This window comes from Burkholderia sp. Ac-20345 (assembly GCF_017104825.1).
In the GTDB taxonomy this organism is placed as follows: domain Bacteria; phylum Pseudomonadota; class Gammaproteobacteria; order Burkholderiales; family Burkholderiaceae; genus Burkholderia; species Burkholderia lata_B.
This window is the reverse complement of sequence record NZ_JAAGPO010000062.1, coordinates 25,246-43,671: the sequence shown is the minus strand read 5'-3', so window position 1 is coordinate 43,671 and position 18,426 is coordinate 25,246. Positions and strand designations below refer to the sequence as shown.

Below are 18,426 nucleotides of genomic sequence, written 5' to 3'. Positions count from 1 at the left end.
GTTCTCCGTTATTGCGCGGCGGCCAGCGTCGACGGCACGACCTGGTATTCGAGCTGCGCCCAGGTCTGCGAAACCTCGCGCCGGAGATCGAGCACCTGCAGTTGCGCATCCAGTTGCGCGCGGCGCGCGGCGAACGTATCTGCGAGCGAGCCCGTGCCGGCGCGGTACGCGGCGTTCGCCAGTTGCACGCGCTGGTCGGCGGCCGGCAGCAACGCGTCGCCGAGATTCGCGATGCGCGCACGACCGCTCGCGAGCGTCGCGGACTGCGTGCGGATATCGGCCTGCACCTGGCGCAGCGTGTCCTCGTACATCAAGTGCGCCTTCGTCGCGAGCGCGGCCTTTTCGGCGACGTCGCGGTTCTGGCGGTTCTTGCGATTGAGCGGCAGCGGGATCGTCACGCCGACCGACACCATGTTCGAATACGCGCCGCCACGCTGCTGGTACGCGACTTCCCACGTCCAGTTCGGGCTGCGTTCGCTGTTCGCCACGGCCGTATCGGCTTCGGCAACCGCGATATCGTCGGCGGCGGTGATCAGCGCCGGTTGCGACAGCCGCAGTTCGTCCTGCGGCAGCGACGACACGAACGACTCCGGCGCGGGCGGCGTACCGGTGACATCGTCGGCCGGCACGGCGGTCCAGCGGGACAGCGCGATGAGCGCGGTCTGGTAGACCTGCTGCGCTTTCAGCAATTGATCCTGCGTCTGCGCGAGCATGGCCCGTGCCTGGACGACATCGGCCGCACTCGCCTTCGCGCCGCGATACGACGCCTTTGTCGCGTCGAGTTCATGGTGCATGTGATCGAGCAACGCCTGCTGCAGCGCGAGCGCCTGCTTCGCGTAGACGGCGTTCAGCCACGCCGTCGCGGTTTGCTGGCGTACGCTCGCGAGCTGCGCGAGATAACCGGCGCGCTCGCGCCCGACCTGCTCGTTGGCGAGCGCCGAGCGCAGGCGCCGCTTGTCGCCGGACACCCACTCCTGCTCGATGCCGATGCGGCGCATCGTCATGAAGTCCTGGCCGATGGTGAGGCGCTGGCCGCCGTTGACCGGCAGGTTGTCGATGCCGGCCTTGAGCATCGGGTCGGGCAGCTGGCCGGCCTTCACGGCCGCCTCCGAGCTGGCACGAACGGATGCCTGGGCGGCCTGCATCGAAGCGGAATGATCGGTCGCGGACTGCAGCGCGGCGTCCAGCGTGAAAGGTGGTTGCTGCGCGTGAACGGCGCCCGCAACCAGCAGCGCCGCCCAAAGCACGGGCGCGCGCCGACGCGCACGCCGCGCAAGCGGCGTGCCGGGATGGAATGACATGGTTTAACCCCAACGGCGGAACCCCATAGGGATTCCACGTCCTGATACAGGACGAACCTCACCGCGAATGCGGCGAACCTATCGGATCGGGATCAGCTGATGCGTGGAGGGCGCCACAATCCGTTCGGATCGCGGACCGGGAGGATTTGCGCGTAGTGGAAGGCGACGGTGCTGGCGTATGCAGCGGGACGACTGACTTCGGCGCGAGCGGCCGGATGATAGAGACTGCCGAACTGGCATTGCGCCGTCAGCTTGCAGGACATGCCCTTCGCTTTCGCGTGGGCCTTGCCGGTGGGCGACGACTTCATCGAATCGCAGCCCGGCATGTCGGCGGACATGCCAGCGTCCATGTCCATCGACATGCCCTGCTGCATCATCGGACATTCCCCGGCCAGGCCGCTGGCTGCCAGCCCGCTGATGGGCAGCACCGCGCAGAGCAGCAGCAGGATGATGGTCCGGAGGAATTTCATGGCGGGGATTATAGCGCGGGGATTTGCTGTGTGGCGGCGCATCGATGAAGCGGAACGACGCGCCCGCTCAGCGACCGCCGCCGCCTGCTACCGCTCCAGCCCCTCCGCCTCCAGCACCGCCCGCACCGCCGGCCGCGCCCGCACCCGCTCGTACCACGCACGCAGATGCGTATACCGGGTCAGGTCGATATCCGCGTTGTACACCGACCGCATCCATTCCGCCTTGCCCCAGCCGGTGAGCGCGAACAGGTACGCATCGGCGACCGTGAACGTGTCGCCCGTGACGAACGCCTTCCCTTCAAGCTGACGGTCGATCCAGGCGAAGCGGCTGTCGAGCTTCGTTCTCGCCGGGTCGACGTATTTTCCCGCCTGCACCGCATACAGCAGCGGGATGAAGCCCTTGTGGATCTCGGTGCCGAGGAAGTTGAGCCACTCCATCAGCCGATAGCGCGCGAGCGTGCCGTAGGCGGGCGCGAGCCCCGCATCCGGGCGCAAATCCGCGAGATACTGCGCGATCACCGGCCCTTCGCACAGCAGCGTGCCGTCGTCGAGTTCGAGCAGCGGCACGTAGCCGAGTTCGGTCACGTCGTAGTAATTTCGCCCGTCTTCAATGACATGCTTGCGCGCGTCGACCTTGATGACTTCCGCTTCGATGCCGCCTTCGCGCAGCACGATGCAGATCGCCTGCGAACAGCTTCCGGGAGCGTGATAGAGCTTCATGCGTTTCCTTGATGTGTTGTCCATGTATCGATTCGCCGCGACGCGGGCGCTAATATCTCGCATCGGCGCAGGGCTGAGAAGACGGCAGTCGTTTGTGCCGTAGTCACAAAAAATTTACCGACCAGGAATCTGCACGATGAAAACGAGTGCGACCGGATGTTCCGTTGAAGAAGCGATGCGCCTGCTCGGCGGCCGCTGGCGGCTGCTGCTGGTGTCGTATCTGCTCGACGGGCCGCGACGCTTCAGCGACCTGCGGCGCGACATGCCCGGCATCTCGCAACGGATGCTGACGCTCGACCTGCGCGCACTCGAAGACGCCGGGTTCGTGCGGCGGACCGTCTATCCGGAAGTGCCGGTGCGGGTCGAGTACGACCTGACCGCCGACGGCAACCGGCTGCGGCCCGTGGTCGAAGTGATGCGCGAATTCGGACTGTGGCTGAAGGCGCGCGATGTCGATACGTCGTGCGACACCGGCGGGGTGCCCGGCGCCGCAGCCGCGATCGAAACCGCCCTCCATTCAACCCGATAACCCTGACCACCCTTAAGCAGGAACCCACATTCATGGAACTTCACGCCACCATCGGTGCGGCGACGTCCGATCTCGACGACGACGAAAGCTTCGCCAACATCTACTGTCACGACGCCGAGCAGGACTATTGCTTCGCGCTGTCGCGCTTTCCGGACGACGCGCTGATCGAAGTGATGGTGCGCGACCAGATCAGCGTGCGCGTCAAGGATCTGTCGGTGCGCCTGACGGACGACACGATCGACGTCGAGATCGAACCCGGCATCGCCGCACGTCTCGACGGCCAGACGCGCTACGTGATCCATCTCGCGCCCGGTCAATACGATCCGGTCACGCTGCGCGCCGCGCTGAAGGAGATCTTCGTCGGCAAGAACGGCTTTCAGGACGACAGCGCACGCGGCTAGGCAGCCGCCGGCCCGTTCATCCTCGACCTTCGTTCCTACGCCCGCTCATGACGCGCTCCCCGCGATTCCGCCCGCTTCCCCGCCTCGCCGCGACCATGCTGCTGCTCGCCGCGTGCGCATCGATCACGCCCGTCGCGCACGCAGCCAAGCCGCTGCTCACGTTCAAGGTCGACGACACCGTCACGGCCCGCGTCGAACGTGCGGACAGCGAGCACATCACCGTGCGTTTCCTGCCGAGCGGCAAGACGCAAACGCTCGACGTGACAGCCACCGACGAGGAAGGCCACTATCACCTCTCGTCGGACGACTACAACTTCGACGGCCACCGCGATCTCGCCATGCACGCGACCCTCGGCATGGTCAACGACAGCTACGGCATCTACCTGTACGACGCCGCGCGGCAGCAGTTCGAGCCGCTGCACATGCCGGCGAGCAACATGCCGCATGGCAACTGCGACGACCTCGTCAACGTGGTCGCGAAGCCGAAAGAGCGCACGCTGTACAGCTCGTGCCGCGGCGGCCCGATCTGGTACACCGATGCATACCGCTTCGATGCCGGCGGCAAGATGTATCTGTACCAGTCCAGCGAAGTGATACCGGACGACCTGCGCGACCTGTTCGACACCGATGCCGGCCCGTCGTCGATGCTGCTGACCTACGACGCGCAAGGCAAACGCGTGTCGCGCCGCCCTGATGCGTACGGCGGCGGCACCGTCACGTTCAAGGTGCGCCCGGCGCGCCTGCCGCTGCACGATGCAATGACCGATGCGCCCACGCGCCGTTACGTCGTCGCGGGCGACACGGTCGAGCTGATCGATGCGAGCGCCGATTTCCAGTGGCTGAAGGTGCGGTATCGCAACCCGCATGCGGGCGCGGTGCAGGGTTGGGTCAGTGCGAAGGACGCGATGGGCAACTGATGCAGGCGGCGGCGTGATCGCCGCCATTCCCACATATTGAGCGCGCCATATCCCATTAATAGGGATACCTGTCCAAATGTTGACGCGCTTCCCGCCACGGCTCTAACGTTCGCCCCAACGCCATTCGATTCGGCCGCCCCGCTCGCGGGCGATGGCCGGGCACAGAACACAGGAGACAACCGTGGCTCAATCCGCGTCACGCACCCAAGCCGACCCGCAGGCGTTGCCGCTCGCGCACGCCGGTACTTCATCCGACTCCGCCGCCCGCGCGACCACGGCCACCGCAACGGCAACGGCCACGCCACCCAGTCGCAAGCGGCTGCTGATCCTCGCCTTGCTGTTCGTCACCGTCGTGATCAACTATCTCGACCGCAGCAACCTGTCGATCGCCGCGCCCGCGCTGTTCAAGGAACTCAACATCGATCCGGTGCGCGCGGGCCTCGTGTTCTCTGCGTTCGGCTGGACCTACGCGCTGATGCAGATCCCGGGCGGCTGGCTCGTCGACAAGGTGTCGCCGCGCGTGCTGTATGCGGGTGCGCTCGCGCTGTGGTCCGCCGCGACGCTGCTGCTCGGTTTCGCGGGCTCGTTCGTCGGGCTGATCGTGCTGCGCCTCGCGGTCGGCGCGCTCGAGGCGCCGGCCTACCCGATCAACAACCGCGTGGTGACGACCTGGTTCCCGACCCGCGAACGCGCGAGCGCGATCGGCGGCTACACGTCGGGCCAGTTCGTCGGCCTCGCGTTCCTCACGCCGGTGCTCGCCTGGCTGCAGGTGCATCTCGGCTGGCACATGGTGTTCGTCGCGACCGGCCTCGCCGGCATCGTCTGGGCCGCGATCTGGTATGCGGTGTACCGCGAGCCGCGCGCGTTTCGCGGTGTCAACGCGGCCGAGATCTCGCTGATCCGCGACGGCGGCGGGCTCGTCGATCTCGAGGACCGCGTCGCGGCGCGCACCGAACGCGCGCCGTCGACGTGGCGCGACCTCGGCGTCGTGCTCGGCCGGCGCAAGCTGTGGGGCATCTATCTCGGCCAGTTCGCGCTGAACTCGACGCTGTGGTTCTTCCTCACGTGGTTCCCGACCTACCTCGTCAAGTATCGCGGGATGGACTTTATCAAGTCGGGCTTCCTCGCGTCGCTGCCGTTCCTCGCCGCGTTCGTCGGCGTGCTGTGCTCGGGCGTGCTGTCGGACTGGCTGATGCGCCGCGGCGCATCGCAGGGCTTCGCGCGCAAGCTGCCGATCATCTCGGGGCTGCTGATCTCGACCTGCATCATCGGCGCGAACTACGTCACGTCGACCGGCTGGGTGATCGCGTTCATGACGATCGCGTTCTTCGGCAACGGCTTCGCGTCGATCACGTGGTCGCTTGTGTCGGGGCTCGCGCCCGCACGGCTGATCGGCCTCACGGGCGGTGTGTTCAACCTGATCGGCAATCTTTCAGCGATCGCGACGCCGATCGTGATCGGGCTGCTCGTGAACGGCGCGGACTTCTCGCGCGCGATCACCTACATCGCCGCGATGGCGCTCGCCGGCAGCCTGTCGTACGGGCTGCTCGTCGGCAAGGTCGAGCGCATCGACGCGTAAGCGTTACGAGGGCGGCATGTGCGTGCCGCCCTGCTTCATCGCTACCGCTGGCTGCGCGTCGCGTCAGAACCGCTGGGCCCCGTCGCGCGCGAGGTCGTGCGGATTGCCCGCCACGTAGTCGAGCGCGCACGCATCGGTGTCGATGCCGACGGTCAGCAACGTTTCCCAGCGCTCGGTGTCGGGCATCGACAGATCCGGATGAAAACACACGACGGCCTGGTCGCCGGCCGCCCCGCACATCGCCGCCGCGCGCTCGCGCACATCGGCGCTCGTCATCCCGTTCACGACTGCATTCAGGTGCACAAAGCGCTCGCGCGTGGTCGAGCTGTCGGGCATGCACTCGCCACCACTCAGCGCGCGATCGAGGAAGTGGTTCGTATGCAGCAGCCAGCCGTCCGGACGCGGCACCACCACGCCGACACCTGACGGGCTCAGCTCGATGCTCGCCGCACGCGGGTTCGCATCGTGACGCGTGAACACGGTCAGCACCGTCGACGCGCTCACGCGTGCGGTGCGCGCAATGTCGATCGCTTCCTGCACCGTCGTCGCGTCTTCGAGCAGGCGCCGCGCGATCGCGTGCACGGGCACACCGGCGCTGTCGTTGTCGCTCGCGTGATGCAGGATGTTGAAGTGCAGCCCGAGGCCCGCGCTGTTCACGCCGAGCTTCGCCAGCATCCCGAATTCGGAGAACAGCTTGACGGTGCGGCCGTGCGGCGTCGCGAACTGCATCAGCAGCCCCTGTGGCGCGAGGCTGTCGTGCCAGTCCCACGTCTGCAGCGTGCGCGGCGCGTGAGGGCCGGCCGGCGCGTAGACGGTCGTCGAGCATTCGCCTTCGGCCGATGCGGGTGCAGTGGCGAGAATCTCGGTGCGCGCGTTCAGGCACGCAAGCTGCCAGCGCGGCAGGTCGACGCCGTCCGCGATCGCCTCGACTTCGGCGGCAAGGCGCGGGCACCACGCGCCGAGCGCGGCCAGGCTCGCTTCGCCGATCTCCCGCGCGCGCTGCGGCTCAATGCCGAGCTTCGGGAAGAACGCGAGATAAAGCGCGACCGTCTCGCGGATCTCCGGTGCGAAGCGCTCGCCGATCAGGCGGCCGCGCGCGCGCGGATCGGTGATGTCGGTCACGAAGGTGTGCAGCTTCAAGGTCAACTCTCCTGTGTTGAATGCGTTCCAGGCACGCGCGGCCCGGAACGTGATGCATCGCTCAGCCGCTCGACCGGCGCGCACGCCGGCCGGAACGGCGAGCACGGTCAGAACGAATAGATGAACTGCATCCCGGCCAGGTCGTTGCTGCGCGCGTACGTGCCGTTGCTCTTCAGGAACACCGGATGGTTCGCCGCGTCGTGGCGGTATTCGAGCTTCACGGTGATCTGCTGCGTCGGATAGAACAACAGGTCGGCCGTGATCGCATAGCGCTGCGCGCCCTTGCACTCGGTGCCGTTCGTCGACGAGCCCTGGAAGCACGCGGGATCGATGCCGAAGCCGCTCGACCCGTTCACCGACGGATTGCCGCCCGCGAGCCCGTACTGGATGTTCGTGCCGCCGCCGCCGTTCGACGTGTTGTTCAGGTAGTCGAAGCGCAGCGTCGCGCCCATGCGGCCGACCCACGACGTCGTCCACTTCGTATGGCCGAGCAGCGACATCCCGTACCAGCGCGCGGTGCCGCCGTTCCATGCGCCCTTCTGCAGCTCGCCGTAGTCGACCTGCGCGTTGACCTGCGTCTTGTCGCGCGTATAGGTCACGTCGGCTTCCACGTACTTGTAGAGGCCGGTCGGCGACGAGCCGTTGCACTGGTAGCCGTAGCCGCCCGCCTGCGCGCACGGCGAGAACAGCGACTGCCGGCCGAGCATCCCGGAGATGCCGAAGTCGAAGGCGGTCGACGTCGCGTTGTCGAAGCGCGCGGTGATCGTCGGCGTCCAGTTGGTCTTCGTCGTGTTGTTCGCCGCGTTCGCGATCGCGCCGGCGGTGCGCAGCACCTCGTTGCCGATCACGACCTGCCAGAAGCGCGTCATCGCCGCGTTGGAGCCCTTCAGCCCGACGCCGATCAGGTTGCCCGGCTCGCTGAAGTCGTACAGCAGTCCGTGCGTGAGCGTCAGCATCTGCGTCGACGGCTGCACCTCGTAGCCGGCGAGGCTCGGCATCATCCCGATCTCGAAGGTGCGCGTCGTGCTGAGCGGCACGGTGACCACCGCCTGCGTGACGATGTTGTTGCCGATGCCGCCGTGCGAATTGCTGAACACGTTGCCGAAGCCGCGGTTCGGCTGGATCACGACCTCCGCCGACGGCGCCATCGGGCCGACGCCGAAGGTCTTCTTGATGTCGAGGTAGACGTCGCCGATCGTGCTGTTGAAGTAGTCGTACGCGCCCGGATCGTGGTTCAGAAACTGGAAGCCGGACGTGCGCTGCGCACGGTTGAACAGGTACACGGGATCGACATAACCGGTGATGCTCAGGCCCGCGAGCGGGCCGGTGGTCGCGGCTTCCTGCAGCGAGTCGACCTTCAGCGACGCGTTCGCGATCTGCTCGCGCATCTGCTGCAGGTCGTCGTTCGTGAACGCTGGTGCCGATTCGGCGGCCGGCGCCGTGCTGATCGTGCCGATCTTCGCGCCGTCTGAGGCGGCATTGGCAGTCGTTACCGAGCCGGCAGGCTTCGCCGCCAGCATGCTCGCGCGCAGCTCGTTCACCTGCTGCTGCAGCGCGGTGACCTGCGCCTGCAGCGCCTTCATCCTGCTCGCGTCGGTCGCCTGCGGCGTGTGCGCGAATGCCGAGGCTGCGTCGAACGCGAGCAGGCACAGCGCCGTCATGTGTGTGATTTTCATGTTTGGGTGGTCGTCGGGACGAGCGCGCCCCCGCCCGCCGCGATGAGCGGCGGGGCGCGCGAAAGGTATGCGGGAGTTGGGGAGAGCTGTGGCCGGCTTACTCGGTCTTCAGCTTCGTCCAGAGACGGTTCTGCAGACGCATCAGCTCAGGCGGAACCGGCTTGCTGAGGCTCAGCTTGCGGATCACGTCGGCGGGCGGGAACACGGCCGGATCGCTCGTCACTTCGGCGCGCACCAGGTGCTTCGACGACGGCACGGCCGACGGGTACGACGTGTCGTTGGTCAGGTTCGCGCTTTCCTTCTCCGACAGCACGAAGTTGACGAACTTCAGCGCGGCGTCCGGATGCGGCGCATCCTTCGGCACCGCCATCATGTCGAACCACATCGCGCTGCCCTCGGCCGGGATCACGTACTTGATGTGATACGGCTTCTTCGCGGAAGCGGCCGCGATCCGCGCGGAGTTCACGTCGCCCGACCAGCCGAGCGCGAGGCAGATGTCGCCGCCCGCGAGATCGTTGATGTAGCTGCTCGAATTGAACTGCGTGATATACGGCCGCACCGTCTTCAGCAGCTCGTATGCGGCCTGGTAGTCGGCCGGGTTGGTCGTGTTCGGATCCTTCTTCAGGTAGACGAACGCCATCCCGAACGCATCGACCGGCGAATCGAGCACCGAAATGCCGCAGTGCTTCAGCTTCTGCGCGTACTTCGGGTCGAACAGCAGCGCCCAGCTGTCGAGCGGCGCGTCGTTGCCGAGCGCGGCCTTCACCTTCTCGACGTTCATCCCGAGCCCGTCGGTGCCCCACGTCCACGGAATGCCGAACTGGTTGCCCGGGTCGTCCTTCGCGAGCACCTTCATGATTTCCGGATCGAGCAGCCCGTAGTTCGGCACCTGGCTCTTGTCGATCTTGCGGTAGATGCCGGCCTGCAGCTGCCGCGCCCAGAAGATGTCGGACGGCACAACCACGTCGTAGCCCGACGTGCCCGACAGCAGCTTCGCCTGCAGCGTCTCGTTCGAATCGAACTCCTGGTAGACCACCTTGATGCCGGTCGCCTTCTCGAAGTTCGCGATCGTCGCCTTGCCGATCGAGTTGCCCCAGTTGTACACGTTGACGACGTCCGCCGCGTGCGCGACCGGCGCGCCGGCCCACAGGACGCCGCCCAGCGCGAGCGCCGCGCATGCCGTTCTCAGATGCTTGCTCCAATCCCCTGCCATGGTTTCCTCCGTCGATATCATGATCCGCTCGCGATGAACGGTGTGTGCTTCGGTCCGGAAAAATGTAGCCAGAGGAAATTGGCCGGTCTGCCCTGCCAACAGGGGGACACGCCACACAATCGGGGCATCCGGTTCCGGACGGATGCCCCGATCGGCTCAACCTGGAAGCGATACGAAAGCATCCGTCACCGCTTCGTCAGGTCAGCCGCGGACCGTTCAGGATGCCTGCACGCCCATACGCACGCCGAAGTCCTCGCCCACGTGCGTGATGCGGCCGTCCATCATCGTCAGCGCGACGTCGATGCGGCCGATGTCGTACTGGCCGACCTCGAACAGGTCGTTTTCCAGCACGACGAGATCCGCGCGCTTGCCGGGCGTAAGCGACCCGACCTCGTGCTCCATCCCGAGCTGGTACGCGCCGTGGATCGTGTACGCGGCGATCAGCTGCGGAATGCTCAGGCGCTCGGCGATGTCCGGGAACACCGGCGCATCGGGCTCGCCCGCGAGCTGGCGCGTATGGCCCGACTCAATGTGCTCGAGCGGCTTGTGCTGGCAGCGGCACTGGCACGCGAGGCCGTCCATGCCGATCGACACCGTCACGCCTTCGTCGAGGAACGTGCGGAACTTGTACATGTTGCTCCAGCGCTCGTGGCCGTAGTGGTCGCGCAGCTGCTCGGTGTACGCGTCGACCACGCCCCACTGCAGCTGCGTGTTCGCCATCACGCCCGCGCGGCGGAAGCGCGGGATGTCGTCCGGATGCGTGAGGAACGCGTGCGTGATCACGTGGCGGCGGTCGCGCGGCGGGTTCGTGCGGTTGACCGCGTCGAAGCCGTCGAGCGCCATCCGCACGGCCGCGTCGCCGACGCAATGGACCATCACGTTCGCGTTCACGCGATCGGCTTCGACCAGGTAGTGGTTGAACGTGTCGGCCGGCATCGTCGGCGCGCCGCAGGTATCGGGGCGGTCCGCGTACGGTTCGAGCAGGTACGCGGTGTGGTTCGCCTCGGTGCCGTCGAGGAACAGCTTCAATGCGCGCGCCTTCACAAGCGGCGAATCGTACTGCTCGCGATATCTGACGAGCGTGCCGACCGGATCGTCGATCTCGCCGATCACCGCGACGCTGCCGACCACCCGCAGCTTCAGGTCGCCCGCGCGCTCCATCGTCTGCAGCGTCTCGTACAGCAGCGACTGGTCGCCGCTCGGATCGAAGAAGCCCGCGTCGAACACGGTCGTCACGCCGGCCGCGCACAGCTTCTTCTGCCACGGCGGGATCGACTTCAGGTACAGGTCGATGCCGGTCGGCAGCAGGCCGGCCGCGCTGATCCGCTGCATCAGCACCGAATACGCGGCGCCGTCGACGACCAGGCCGGTCGGCTCGCCGGTCACCGCGTCCTTCTCGAACCAGCTCGCGCCTTCCTGCACGGGCGGCGTCGATGCGTCGATGCCGGCGATCTCCAGCGCCTTCGAGTTCACCCACATCGAATGGAAATCGGTCGACAGCAGGCACACGGGCCGATCCGCGCAGATCGCGTCGAGCGTCTCCTTGCGCAGCAGCGCCGGCGGAATCGTCGCCTGCACCCAGCCCATCCCGGTGATCGCCGGCTCGTCCGGATGCGACTCGACGTACGCGCGCAGCGCGGCGAGCACCTTCTGCGGATCCTCGTAGTTCACGAACGCCTGGAATGCGAACGCGGTCGTCTCGAAGTGCCAGTGCGATTCGACGAAGCCCGGCAGCACGAGCCGGCCGGCCGCGTCGACGACCTTTGTGCCCGCACCGACGTATGCCTGCACGGTCGCCGTATCGCCGACATGGACGATCCGGCCGTCGCGCACGGCGACGGCCTGTGCCCACGGCTTGTGCGGATCGACGGTGTAGACCTTCGCGTTGGTCAGAACGAAATCCGCCGGTGTCGAATCCGTTGCGGCGGGCGTCGGTTGCATCTGCATGGCCTGTCCTTTCTGTTGATCAGGTTTTCGAAGTGCTTTCACTATAGGCAGACGATTCGCGGTGGTATGCCCCCCCGCCGCGGGGGCTTGGGCGAATTCCGGCCGCCGCACGCGCGGTCTTGTCATCGTTTTGGGGACAACGCATGAAATTCGCGGGGTTGATCCGGTGAATTCCCGGCTGACGCGTGCACGACGTTCGCGTAACGTCGCGCTGTCCCCTGACCGCCCACGCCCGACCATGCGACTTCTCCAGCCCGACCCGGCCGCCCGCGGCCACTACCTGATCGGCGTGCGCCCCGACACGCTCGGCGCGACGCTGCGCGCAGTCGGCACGCCGGATTTCGTCGGCGCGGTCACCGAGTTCGTCAACGACAGCATCGACGCCGACGCCGTGCACCTCGAACGCTGGCGCGCGGATACGGGCAGCACGTCGGGCTTCGTCGTCGAATGGCTCGGCAGCGGCAGCCTGCGCTTCGCGGCCGATACGCTGCGCGTGATGGATGTCTACTACCAGGACTACTGCCAGATCGATCCGCTGGTCGCGCCGCTGCGCGGCAAGCCCGGCACGCTGCTCGTACAGCGCCACGTGGAAGGGATCGCGCACGGCGAGTTCCGCCGCCGGATCTTCGATGAGCCGGGCATCGCGCAGGAATGCATGCTCGTGCACGGCAACGCGCACCTGCAATACGCACTCGGGCTGGCGCGCACCGTCGGGCGGCCCGCGTTCACGATGGACGAGCTGTTCCACTTCAGGCAGATGGTCGACCTGCTGTTCCCGATGTTCGAGCTGCATGCGCGTAGCTGCGCGGCGCGGCGCGTGGCGTCGGGGACGGTGAATACCGCGTCGCAGGCTGGCTTCGACGCGCGCCTCGAACGGCAGGACGTGCAATTGTCGCGTCGCGAGCACGAAATCTGCCGGCTGATGCTGTGCGGGCGTTCGGTGCCCGAGGCCGCGCAGCAGCTCGACGTGAAGCTGTCGACGGCCGAGTCGTACGTGAAGCGCGCGTTCGCGAAGCTCGGCGTGCGCACGCGCCGCGAGCTGTTCGACTGGGTGCTGGTCGACTGCTGAACGCGCGACGCCGGCTTATGCGGCCAGCGCGGCCGCCTTGATGTTGAATGCGCGCAGCAGGTCCTCGCAGAACGCATCGACGATCGGCTTGTCGCTCGCGCTGCGCTTCATCGCGAGATGCAGCGGCACGTCGAAGCTGAACGTCGAGCGGCCGATGGCCTTCACGAGCCCGCGCTGCTCGAACGGCTCCGCGTAGTGCGCGGGCAGGTAGCCGAGATGGCCGCCCGACAGGATCAGGATCGTCGCGGCCTCGATGCTGTCCGCGCTCGCGGTCACGCGCCGCTCGGGCAGCGGATACTGCTCCTCCGGCACCGGATAGGTGCGCCAGACCCAGTCGTGAAGCTGCAGGTCGTCCGCCGTCACGGGCCGCGACGCATGGAACAGCGGATGCCCGCGTCCGCAGTAGATCACCTGCTGCTCGGTAAACAGCGGCGTGTAGATCAGCCCGGGCACGCGATGCCAGAAATAGCCGATCGCGAGATCGAGCTGGTTGTTGACGAGGCTTTCCTCGAGCTCCTGCGGCGACGCGACCTTCATCGCGAACGTGACGGCCTGGTCACGCTTGCGGAATGCACCGATCGCATCGGCCACGCGCGCGTTCTCGACGAGCGGCGCCTGGCCGATCAGGCCGATCGACAGCGTGCCGACCAGCTTGCGATCGATGTCACGCACACGCGCGACGAATTCGGAGGTGGCCGCGACGAGCGTGCGCGCGGTGGCGGCGAAACGTTCGCCTTTCGACGTCAGGCGAAAGCCGCCGCGCCCGCGATCGCACAGCTTGAAGCCGACGCGCGCTTCGAGCGCCGACAGCTGCGTGCTGATCGTCGATTGCCGCACGCCAAGCGACGCCTCGGCGGCCGTGATGCCGCGTGCGTCGACGACGGCCAGAAAGACCCGGATGAGCCGGAGATCGAGATCGGAGGTATTCGAGAACATGCTTCAAGCCGCTGCGCGTGTGCGCGTTACCCGGCCGGCCAGCCCGACGCGCATCGCACGCCACGCTCGCCGCCTTCACCGATGAACCGAACCGGACGCGCGCCGCCATCGGCAGCGGCGCGCGTCGCCACCGTCATTCAGGTGCCACCGCAAGCGCGCGTTCCATGCCGAACACGGCCGGCCGCAGCCGCCGGTAGCAGAGGAACGCCACCGCGCACAGCACGATCGCCGCGATCAGCGCCGACTGCGTGCCCGCGCTCTCGATCAGCGAACCGCCCGCGACCGAGCCGACGCCATAGCCGAGCGCGACGCAGCCCGGCGACAGCGCGGCCGACTTGCCGACCAGGTCGTACTGCGGAATCGTCGCGTAGATCAGCAGCGCGCCGCCGGTCCAGCAGCCGATGAACACGATCGCGCCGAGCGTGAACGTCACGGCCGAGGCCGGCAGCGCGAGCAGCACGGCCGCGACCGCGCAGCCGCCGAGGTTCACGAGCGCCCAGCGGCGCAGGCCTGCGCCCGCGCCGAGCTTCGGCATCGCCGCGCAGATCACGAGGCTCGCGATGTTCGCGACGCCGAGCACGAGCGACACCGACTTGCCGCTCAGGCCCGCCGCAGTGCCGATCTTCTCGAGGAAGGTCCACACGACGCCGACACCGCCGTACAGCGCGAGCTGCGCGCACAGCACGAGCATTGCGCCCTTGCGGTCAATGCGGCCGGCGACGCCTTCCGGAGCCGGTGCGGCCAGCGTCTCGCCGCGGCGAAACAGCGGCGCCGCGAGCACGAACACGCCGAGCACGCACGCGACGAAACCGAACACGCCGTGCGCGCCCCATGTGTCGCTCAGCATCGGGAAGATGTAGGCGAGCAGCACCATGCTCCACGTCACCTGCCCCATCAGCATGATCCCGAGATTACGTTCCGGCGCGCGCGAATACGACAGGTAGCGCAGCGCGATGCCGTTCAGCCCGCCCGAGCCGACGCCCGCGATGAACTGCAAGGCCGAATACGCGACGAGCCCGTGCGTCGCGAGCGTGCCGAGGTTCGCGCCGGCCGCGAGCGTCACCGCGCCCGCGAGCACCCACCGGACCGGCTGGCGGCCGAGCACGAACGCGACGAGCAGCGTGCCCGTCGATTCGCCGAGCACCTCGATGAAGCTCGACAGCCCGAGCGCCGCTTCGCCGAAGCCCCAATGACGTTCGACCTGCCCGACGATCGCGGGCAGGCCGAGGAAGACCGTCGGCCCGAGCATGCCGAGCAGCAGCATCACGACGACGAACAGCGCGCTTTCCTGTCGCGCTTCATCCTGCAGGTTGACTACATTCATCTGGTGTCTCTCTCCGTGTCCGCGGTGCGGACCGTCTCCTCTGGGGATCGTTTTTGGTGTCGCGATGACGGGGCACCCCGGCGCGGGGCGGCCCTGTCATCGTTTACATCGGGAAGCCCATCGCCTTGATGCCGCTGATCCACGCGCGCTTCCAGCCGCCTTCCGCATCCGCGCCGTCGAATGCATGGAACGTGATCTTCGCGGCCATCCAGCGCATCGGCTCCGGCGGGATGTAGCTCGGGCTCTGGTTCGCGATGTCGAGCTTGCGCTCGGGGCTGTCGCGATCGAACAGGATGTTCAGCCCCATGAACGCGCCGAACCGGCTCGCCGCGACACCGAAGCCCGTATAGCCGGCGACGAACACGGCCTTGTCGCCGAGATAGCGCTTTGCGAACACCGAGCCGCGCGAGCAGTAGTCGATCGGGCCGCCCCACGCGTGCGAGAAGCGCACGTCGCTCAGTTGCGGGAACGTGCGGTAGAACGCTTCCGCGAGCCGGTAGTACGTTTCGCGCTGGCCGTCCTGGTGCGGCTCCGGGTCGCCGTCGAAGTGATAGCTCACCAGCCCGCCGAAGATGATGTTGTTGTTCTTCGTCAGGCGGAAATAGTTGAGCTGAGTACGCGTGTCGTACACGCCCTGGCGGTTCTTCCAGCCGATCCGCGCGAGTTGCTCGTCGGTGAGCGGCTCGGTCGCGAGCACGTGGTCGCGCACCTGCATCACGCGGCGGTTGATGTCGGGAATCCCGACCTTCGCGGTGCCGCTGCCGAACACGACGCGCGGTGCGCGCACGCTGCCCTTCGGCGTCGTCACGAACACCGTGCTGCCTTCGTCAGTCACGGTCACGAGCGGCGTGTGCTCGTACAGCTTCACGCCGAGCTTCAGCGCCGCGCGCTTCAGCCCCCACGCAAGCTTCGCCGGATGCACGATGCCGCTGCGGTTGCGCGACCACAGCGCGCCCGCGAACAGTGGCGAATTCAGTTGTTCGAGCGTTTCCTCGCGGTTCAGCAGCACGACGTTGTGGCCGTACTCGCGATGCAGGTCGTAATCGCCCTTCAGGTGCGCGTTGTGCTCGGGATCGACCGCGACCGTCATCTCGCCGTTCCACTCGATGTCGGCGTCGATGTCGTAGCGCTTCAGCGTGTCCTCGAAGCCGTCGAGGTTGTGATGGCCGAATTCCTCGAGTTGCGCGATGTCGTTCGGGAACACGCGCACCGCGTTCGGCAGCCCGTGCATCACCGACGTCGAGATGATTCCGCCCGCACGGCCCGATGCGCCGTGCGCAACCTTGCCGGCCTCGATCAGCACCACGTTCAGGTGCGGCATCTGTTCCTTCGCCTGCACGGCCGACCACAGCCCCGTGAAGCCGCCGCCGACGATCAGCAGGTCGGCCGTCACGTCGCCGACGAGTTCCGGCTCGGTGGCCGGCGCCGCCGGGTTGTCGAGCCAGTACGGGAACAGCTTCGTATTCGCGAGCGCCGCCTCGACGCCCAGTGCGACCGGCGCGCCACGCATTGCGTGCGCCTGCACCGGTGCAGTCTCTCTTGCTTTAACTTCCATTTCCATGATCCCAGCCATCACACGCGAAAAACGAAACCGCCGCCGGGCGCGCGCCACACGGACGACGACACCACGGCGGCGGCTTCGGACATCACGACTTCTCGAGCAACACGTAGAACTTCTTCGCGTCCTCGATCGTCTCCCAGCGGCCCGCGAAGCCGGCCGGCAGCAGGTAGCCCTGGCCCGGCGTGAACTCCTTGCGGTTGCCTTCGACGTCGGTCAGCGCGATCCGGCCCTCGACGAGCCACACGGCTTCGTCGGCGGCGGTTTCCGGAAACTCCACCGAGCCGACTTTCCCTTCCCACCAGCCGATGATGTAGTTGCCGCTCTTGCCTTCCGCCGCGCGCCAGTCGCTTTCGTCCATTCCGAAGTCGAGCTTCGTGAATTCGCCGATGCCTGCGCCGAGCGGCAGGATGTCCTTGATCAGTTTGGTCATCTGAGTCTTTCGTCTCTTGATTGAAAAAAGCAGAGACAAAGTTACTCATTTACACTGCCCCGGTATGCCCCCCTCCGGGGGGGACAAGCGGTGTTTTCCGGGATCTGACAGGTCGCAAGGACACCTGCCGGTATTTCCCCCTAATGACGTTTTTCGTTGCCGACGCTACAATCGCGCCGCTTTTCACCCGGGGAACCGCATGCTGCTCAACGTGAACCCCTTCCACCGCGACAACGACCGCTTCAACGTGTCGTTCAAGGCGTTGGGCGAGCTGATCGAGACGGTCGGCACGCCGCACTTCGTGCCACGCCTCACGCAACTGCTCAATGAAGTGGTGCCGCTCGACGTCGCACATGTCGAGCGTTCGCGCGTCGACGGCTCGATGCCCACAGGCTATCGATGCGAATGGATCGGCAGCAGTGGCATCGATACCGAATCCACCGAAATCTCCGACGTGATGACGCTCTACTACGAGCGCTTTCTAGACAGCGACCCGCTGTTCGCGGGGCTGCGCGGCAAGACAGGCACGATGCTGGTTGTTCGCGACATCGCGGCGATCCCGCCCGGCGAATTCCGCCAGCGGCTGTTCGACGACGTGCATATCGGGCACGAATGCGTGCTCGCACGCGGCACGCGCTATTCGCAGCATTCGATCGCGCTGGAGCGCGGCCGCGACCGGCCGCCGTTCACGCTCGCCGAGATGAACCGCTTTCGCAGCATCAGCGACGTGCTGTTCCCGCTGCTCGAACTGCATGCGTCGACCACGGCCGTGCGGCGCGTCGCGCACCCGATGCCGGAAGTCCATCCGCTCGCGCAATTCGATGCACGGATCGCAGCCGACGGCGTGAAGCTGTCGAAGCGCGAATACGAAACCTGCAAGCACCTGCTCTCCGGCAAGACCGTGCCCGAGACGGCCGAGATCCTCGGCGTGCGCGTCGCGTCGGCCGAGTCGTACGTGAAGCGCGCGTTCGCGAAGCTCGGCGTGCGCACGAAGCGCGAACTCGCCGCGTGGGGTTCGGCCACCACCACTTTCCCTTCCGCCGGCTCGCACGACGGCGCCGCGCCGCCGGCCATCCCGCGCTGACACGCCCGGCCGCACTGCACGGCCGCGATCGGTTGCGCCGCGTCTATGCGGCGGCGCCACTTGCATCGAAGCCTGTCGATGTAAACGTTGCGACTTCAAAATCTTCGCGCGGGCGTTCTCCTCTACCAT

At 66.9% G+C, this 18,426-nt stretch carries 17 protein-coding genes; 6 read left to right on the top strand and 11 right to left on the bottom strand.

Annotated features, from left to right (window positions below):
- Positions 1–8: 8 nt before the first annotated feature.
- The 3 genes from G3O06_RS22450 to gstA all read right to left on the bottom strand — a co-directional run bounded on the left by G3O06_RS22450 (position 9) and on the right by gstA (position 2,491).
- Positions 9–1,301, bottom strand: a complete 1,293-nt coding sequence (locus G3O06_RS22450; protein ID WP_205817551.1) for a TolC family protein — start codon at positions 1,299–1,301, stop codon at positions 9–11.
- 92 nt (positions 1,302–1,393) lie between these two features.
- On the bottom strand, positions 1,394–1,771 hold the full coding sequence (locus tag G3O06_RS22445) for a hypothetical protein (protein WP_174973385.1): 378 nt from the start codon (positions 1,769–1,771) through the stop codon (positions 1,394–1,396).
- An 87-nt stretch (positions 1,772–1,858) separates the two neighbouring features.
- Entirely contained in the window at positions 1,859–2,491 is a 633-nt protein-coding gene (gstA, locus tag G3O06_RS22440) for a glutathione transferase GstA (protein WP_205817550.1), read from the bottom strand.
- A 136-nt stretch (positions 2,492–2,627) separates the two neighbouring features.
- Here gstA and G3O06_RS22435 point away from each other — a divergent pair, with 136 nt between their 5' ends.
- From G3O06_RS22435 to G3O06_RS22420, 4 genes are all read left to right on the top strand, one after another.
- Positions 2,628–3,020 (top strand): helix-turn-helix domain-containing protein, encoded by a 393-nt coding sequence (locus G3O06_RS22435; RefSeq protein ID WP_205817549.1) that lies wholly within the window; start codon positions 2,628–2,630, stop codon positions 3,018–3,020.
- Positions 3,021–3,052: 32 nt separating this feature from the next.
- Positions 3,053–3,421, top strand: a complete 369-nt coding sequence (locus G3O06_RS22430; RefSeq protein WP_174979453.1) for a hypothetical protein — start codon at positions 3,053–3,055, stop codon at positions 3,419–3,421.
- 47 nt (positions 3,422–3,468) lie between these two features.
- Entirely contained in the window at positions 3,469–4,338 is an 870-nt protein-coding gene (locus G3O06_RS22425; RefSeq protein WP_205817548.1) for a hypothetical protein, read from the top strand.
- Positions 4,339–4,519: 181 nt separating this feature from the next.
- Positions 4,520–5,917, top strand: a complete 1,398-nt coding sequence (locus G3O06_RS22420) for an MFS transporter (RefSeq protein ID WP_205817547.1) — start codon at positions 4,520–4,522, stop codon at positions 5,915–5,917.
- A gap of 63 nt (positions 5,918–5,980) precedes the next feature.
- Here the strand turns inward: G3O06_RS22420 and G3O06_RS22415 are convergent, their stop codons facing one another.
- From G3O06_RS22415 to G3O06_RS22400, 4 genes are all read right to left on the bottom strand, one after another.
- Positions 5,981–7,057 carry a C45 family peptidase gene (locus tag G3O06_RS22415; protein WP_205817546.1) on the bottom strand — a complete coding sequence of 359 codons (1,077 nt, stop codon included), beginning with the start codon at positions 7,055–7,057 and terminating at the stop codon, positions 5,981–5,983.
- A 107-nt stretch (positions 7,058–7,164) separates the two neighbouring features.
- A complete protein-coding gene (locus tag G3O06_RS22410) occupies positions 7,165–8,733 on the bottom strand; it encodes a DUF3138 family protein (protein ID WP_205817545.1) in 1,569 nt (522 codons plus the stop codon).
- A 97-nt stretch (positions 8,734–8,830) separates the two neighbouring features.
- Positions 8,831–9,946 (bottom strand): polyamine ABC transporter substrate-binding protein, encoded by a 1,116-nt coding sequence (locus G3O06_RS22405; protein WP_174973372.1) that lies wholly within the window; start codon positions 9,944–9,946, stop codon positions 8,831–8,833.
- A 216-nt stretch (positions 9,947–10,162) separates the two neighbouring features.
- Positions 10,163–11,893 (bottom strand): amidohydrolase, encoded by a 1,731-nt coding sequence (locus tag G3O06_RS22400; RefSeq protein ID WP_205817544.1) that lies wholly within the window; start codon positions 11,891–11,893, stop codon positions 10,163–10,165.
- A 238-nt stretch (positions 11,894–12,131) separates the two neighbouring features.
- Here G3O06_RS22400 and G3O06_RS22395 point away from each other — a divergent pair, with 238 nt between their 5' ends.
- Positions 12,132–12,962: a helix-turn-helix transcriptional regulator gene (locus G3O06_RS22395; RefSeq protein WP_175000628.1), complete on the top strand. Its 831-nt coding sequence runs from the start codon at positions 12,132–12,134 to the stop codon at positions 12,960–12,962.
- 15 nt (positions 12,963–12,977) lie between these two features.
- On the opposite strand, the gene G3O06_RS22390 is transcribed toward G3O06_RS22395, so the two are convergent.
- The 4 genes from G3O06_RS22390 to G3O06_RS22375 all read right to left on the bottom strand — a co-directional run bounded on the left by G3O06_RS22390 (position 12,978) and on the right by G3O06_RS22375 (position 17,213).
- Complete coding sequence (locus G3O06_RS22390; protein ID WP_174979464.1) at positions 12,978–13,898, bottom strand: LysR family transcriptional regulator; 921 nt, start codon at positions 13,896–13,898, stop codon at positions 12,978–12,980.
- 133 nt (positions 13,899–14,031) lie between these two features.
- A complete protein-coding gene (locus G3O06_RS22385) occupies positions 14,032–15,222 on the bottom strand; it encodes an MFS transporter (protein ID WP_205817543.1) in 1,191 nt (396 codons plus the stop codon).
- 103 nt (positions 15,223–15,325) lie between these two features.
- On the bottom strand, positions 15,326–16,783 hold the full coding sequence (locus G3O06_RS22380; RefSeq protein ID WP_205817542.1) for an FAD-dependent oxidoreductase: 1,458 nt from the start codon (positions 16,781–16,783) through the stop codon (positions 15,326–15,328).
- Between the two features lie 85 nt (positions 16,784–16,868).
- Complete coding sequence (locus tag G3O06_RS22375) at positions 16,869–17,213, bottom strand: cupin domain-containing protein (protein WP_011356376.1); 345 nt, start codon at positions 17,211–17,213, stop codon at positions 16,869–16,871.
- A gap of 199 nt (positions 17,214–17,412) precedes the next feature.
- Here G3O06_RS22375 and G3O06_RS22370 point away from each other — a divergent pair, with 199 nt between their 5' ends.
- The gene (locus G3O06_RS22370) at positions 17,413–18,297 is read left to right on the top strand and encodes a helix-turn-helix transcriptional regulator (protein WP_205817541.1); all 885 of its coding nucleotides are present in this window, start codon (positions 17,413–17,415) and stop codon (positions 18,295–18,297) included.
- The last annotated feature ends 129 nt before the right edge of the window (positions 18,298–18,426 follow it).

Bases quoted from the DNA above. Each gene is read 5' to 3' on its own strand.
- G3O06_RS22450 (WP_205817551.1), bottom strand. From the start codon at position 1,301: ATGTCATTCCATCCCGGCACGCCGCTTGCGCGGCGTGCGCGTCGGCGC.
- G3O06_RS22445 (WP_174973385.1), bottom strand. From the start codon at position 1,771: ATGAAATTCCTCCGGACCATCATCCTGCTGCTGCTCTGCGCGGTGCTG.
- gstA (WP_205817550.1), bottom strand. From the start codon at position 2,491: ATGAAGCTCTATCACGCTCCCGGAAGCTGTTCGCAGGCGATCTGCATC.
- G3O06_RS22435 (WP_205817549.1), top strand. From the start codon at position 2,628: ATGAAAACGAGTGCGACCGGATGTTCCGTTGAAGAAGCGATGCGCCTG.
- G3O06_RS22430 (WP_174979453.1), top strand. From the start codon at position 3,053: ATGGAACTTCACGCCACCATCGGTGCGGCGACGTCCGATCTCGACGAC.
- G3O06_RS22425 (WP_205817548.1), top strand. From the start codon at position 3,469: ATGACGCGCTCCCCGCGATTCCGCCCGCTTCCCCGCCTCGCCGCGACC.
- G3O06_RS22410 (WP_205817545.1), bottom strand. From the start codon at position 8,733: ATGAAAATCACACACATGACGGCGCTGTGCCTGCTCGCGTTCGACGCA.
- G3O06_RS22405 (WP_174973372.1), bottom strand. From the start codon at position 9,946: ATGGCAGGGGATTGGAGCAAGCATCTGAGAACGGCATGCGCGGCGCTC.
- G3O06_RS22400 (WP_205817544.1), bottom strand. From the start codon at position 11,893: ATGCAGATGCAACCGACGCCCGCCGCAACGGATTCGACACCGGCGGAT.
- G3O06_RS22395 (WP_175000628.1), top strand. From the start codon at position 12,132: ATGCGACTTCTCCAGCCCGACCCGGCCGCCCGCGGCCACTACCTGATC.
- G3O06_RS22390 (WP_174979464.1), bottom strand. From the start codon at position 13,898: ATGTTCTCGAATACCTCCGATCTCGATCTCCGGCTCATCCGGGTCTTT.
- G3O06_RS22385 (WP_205817543.1), bottom strand. From the start codon at position 15,222: ATGAATGTAGTCAACCTGCAGGATGAAGCGCGACAGGAAAGCGCGCTG.
- G3O06_RS22380 (WP_205817542.1), bottom strand. From the start codon at position 16,783: ATGGAAATGGAAGTTAAAGCAAGAGAGACTGCACCGGTGCAGGCGCAC.
- G3O06_RS22375 (WP_011356376.1), bottom strand. From the start codon at position 17,213: ATGACCAAACTGATCAAGGACATCCTGCCGCTCGGCGCAGGCATCGGC.
- G3O06_RS22370 (WP_205817541.1), top strand. From the start codon at position 17,413: ATGCTGCTCAACGTGAACCCCTTCCACCGCGACAACGACCGCTTCAAC.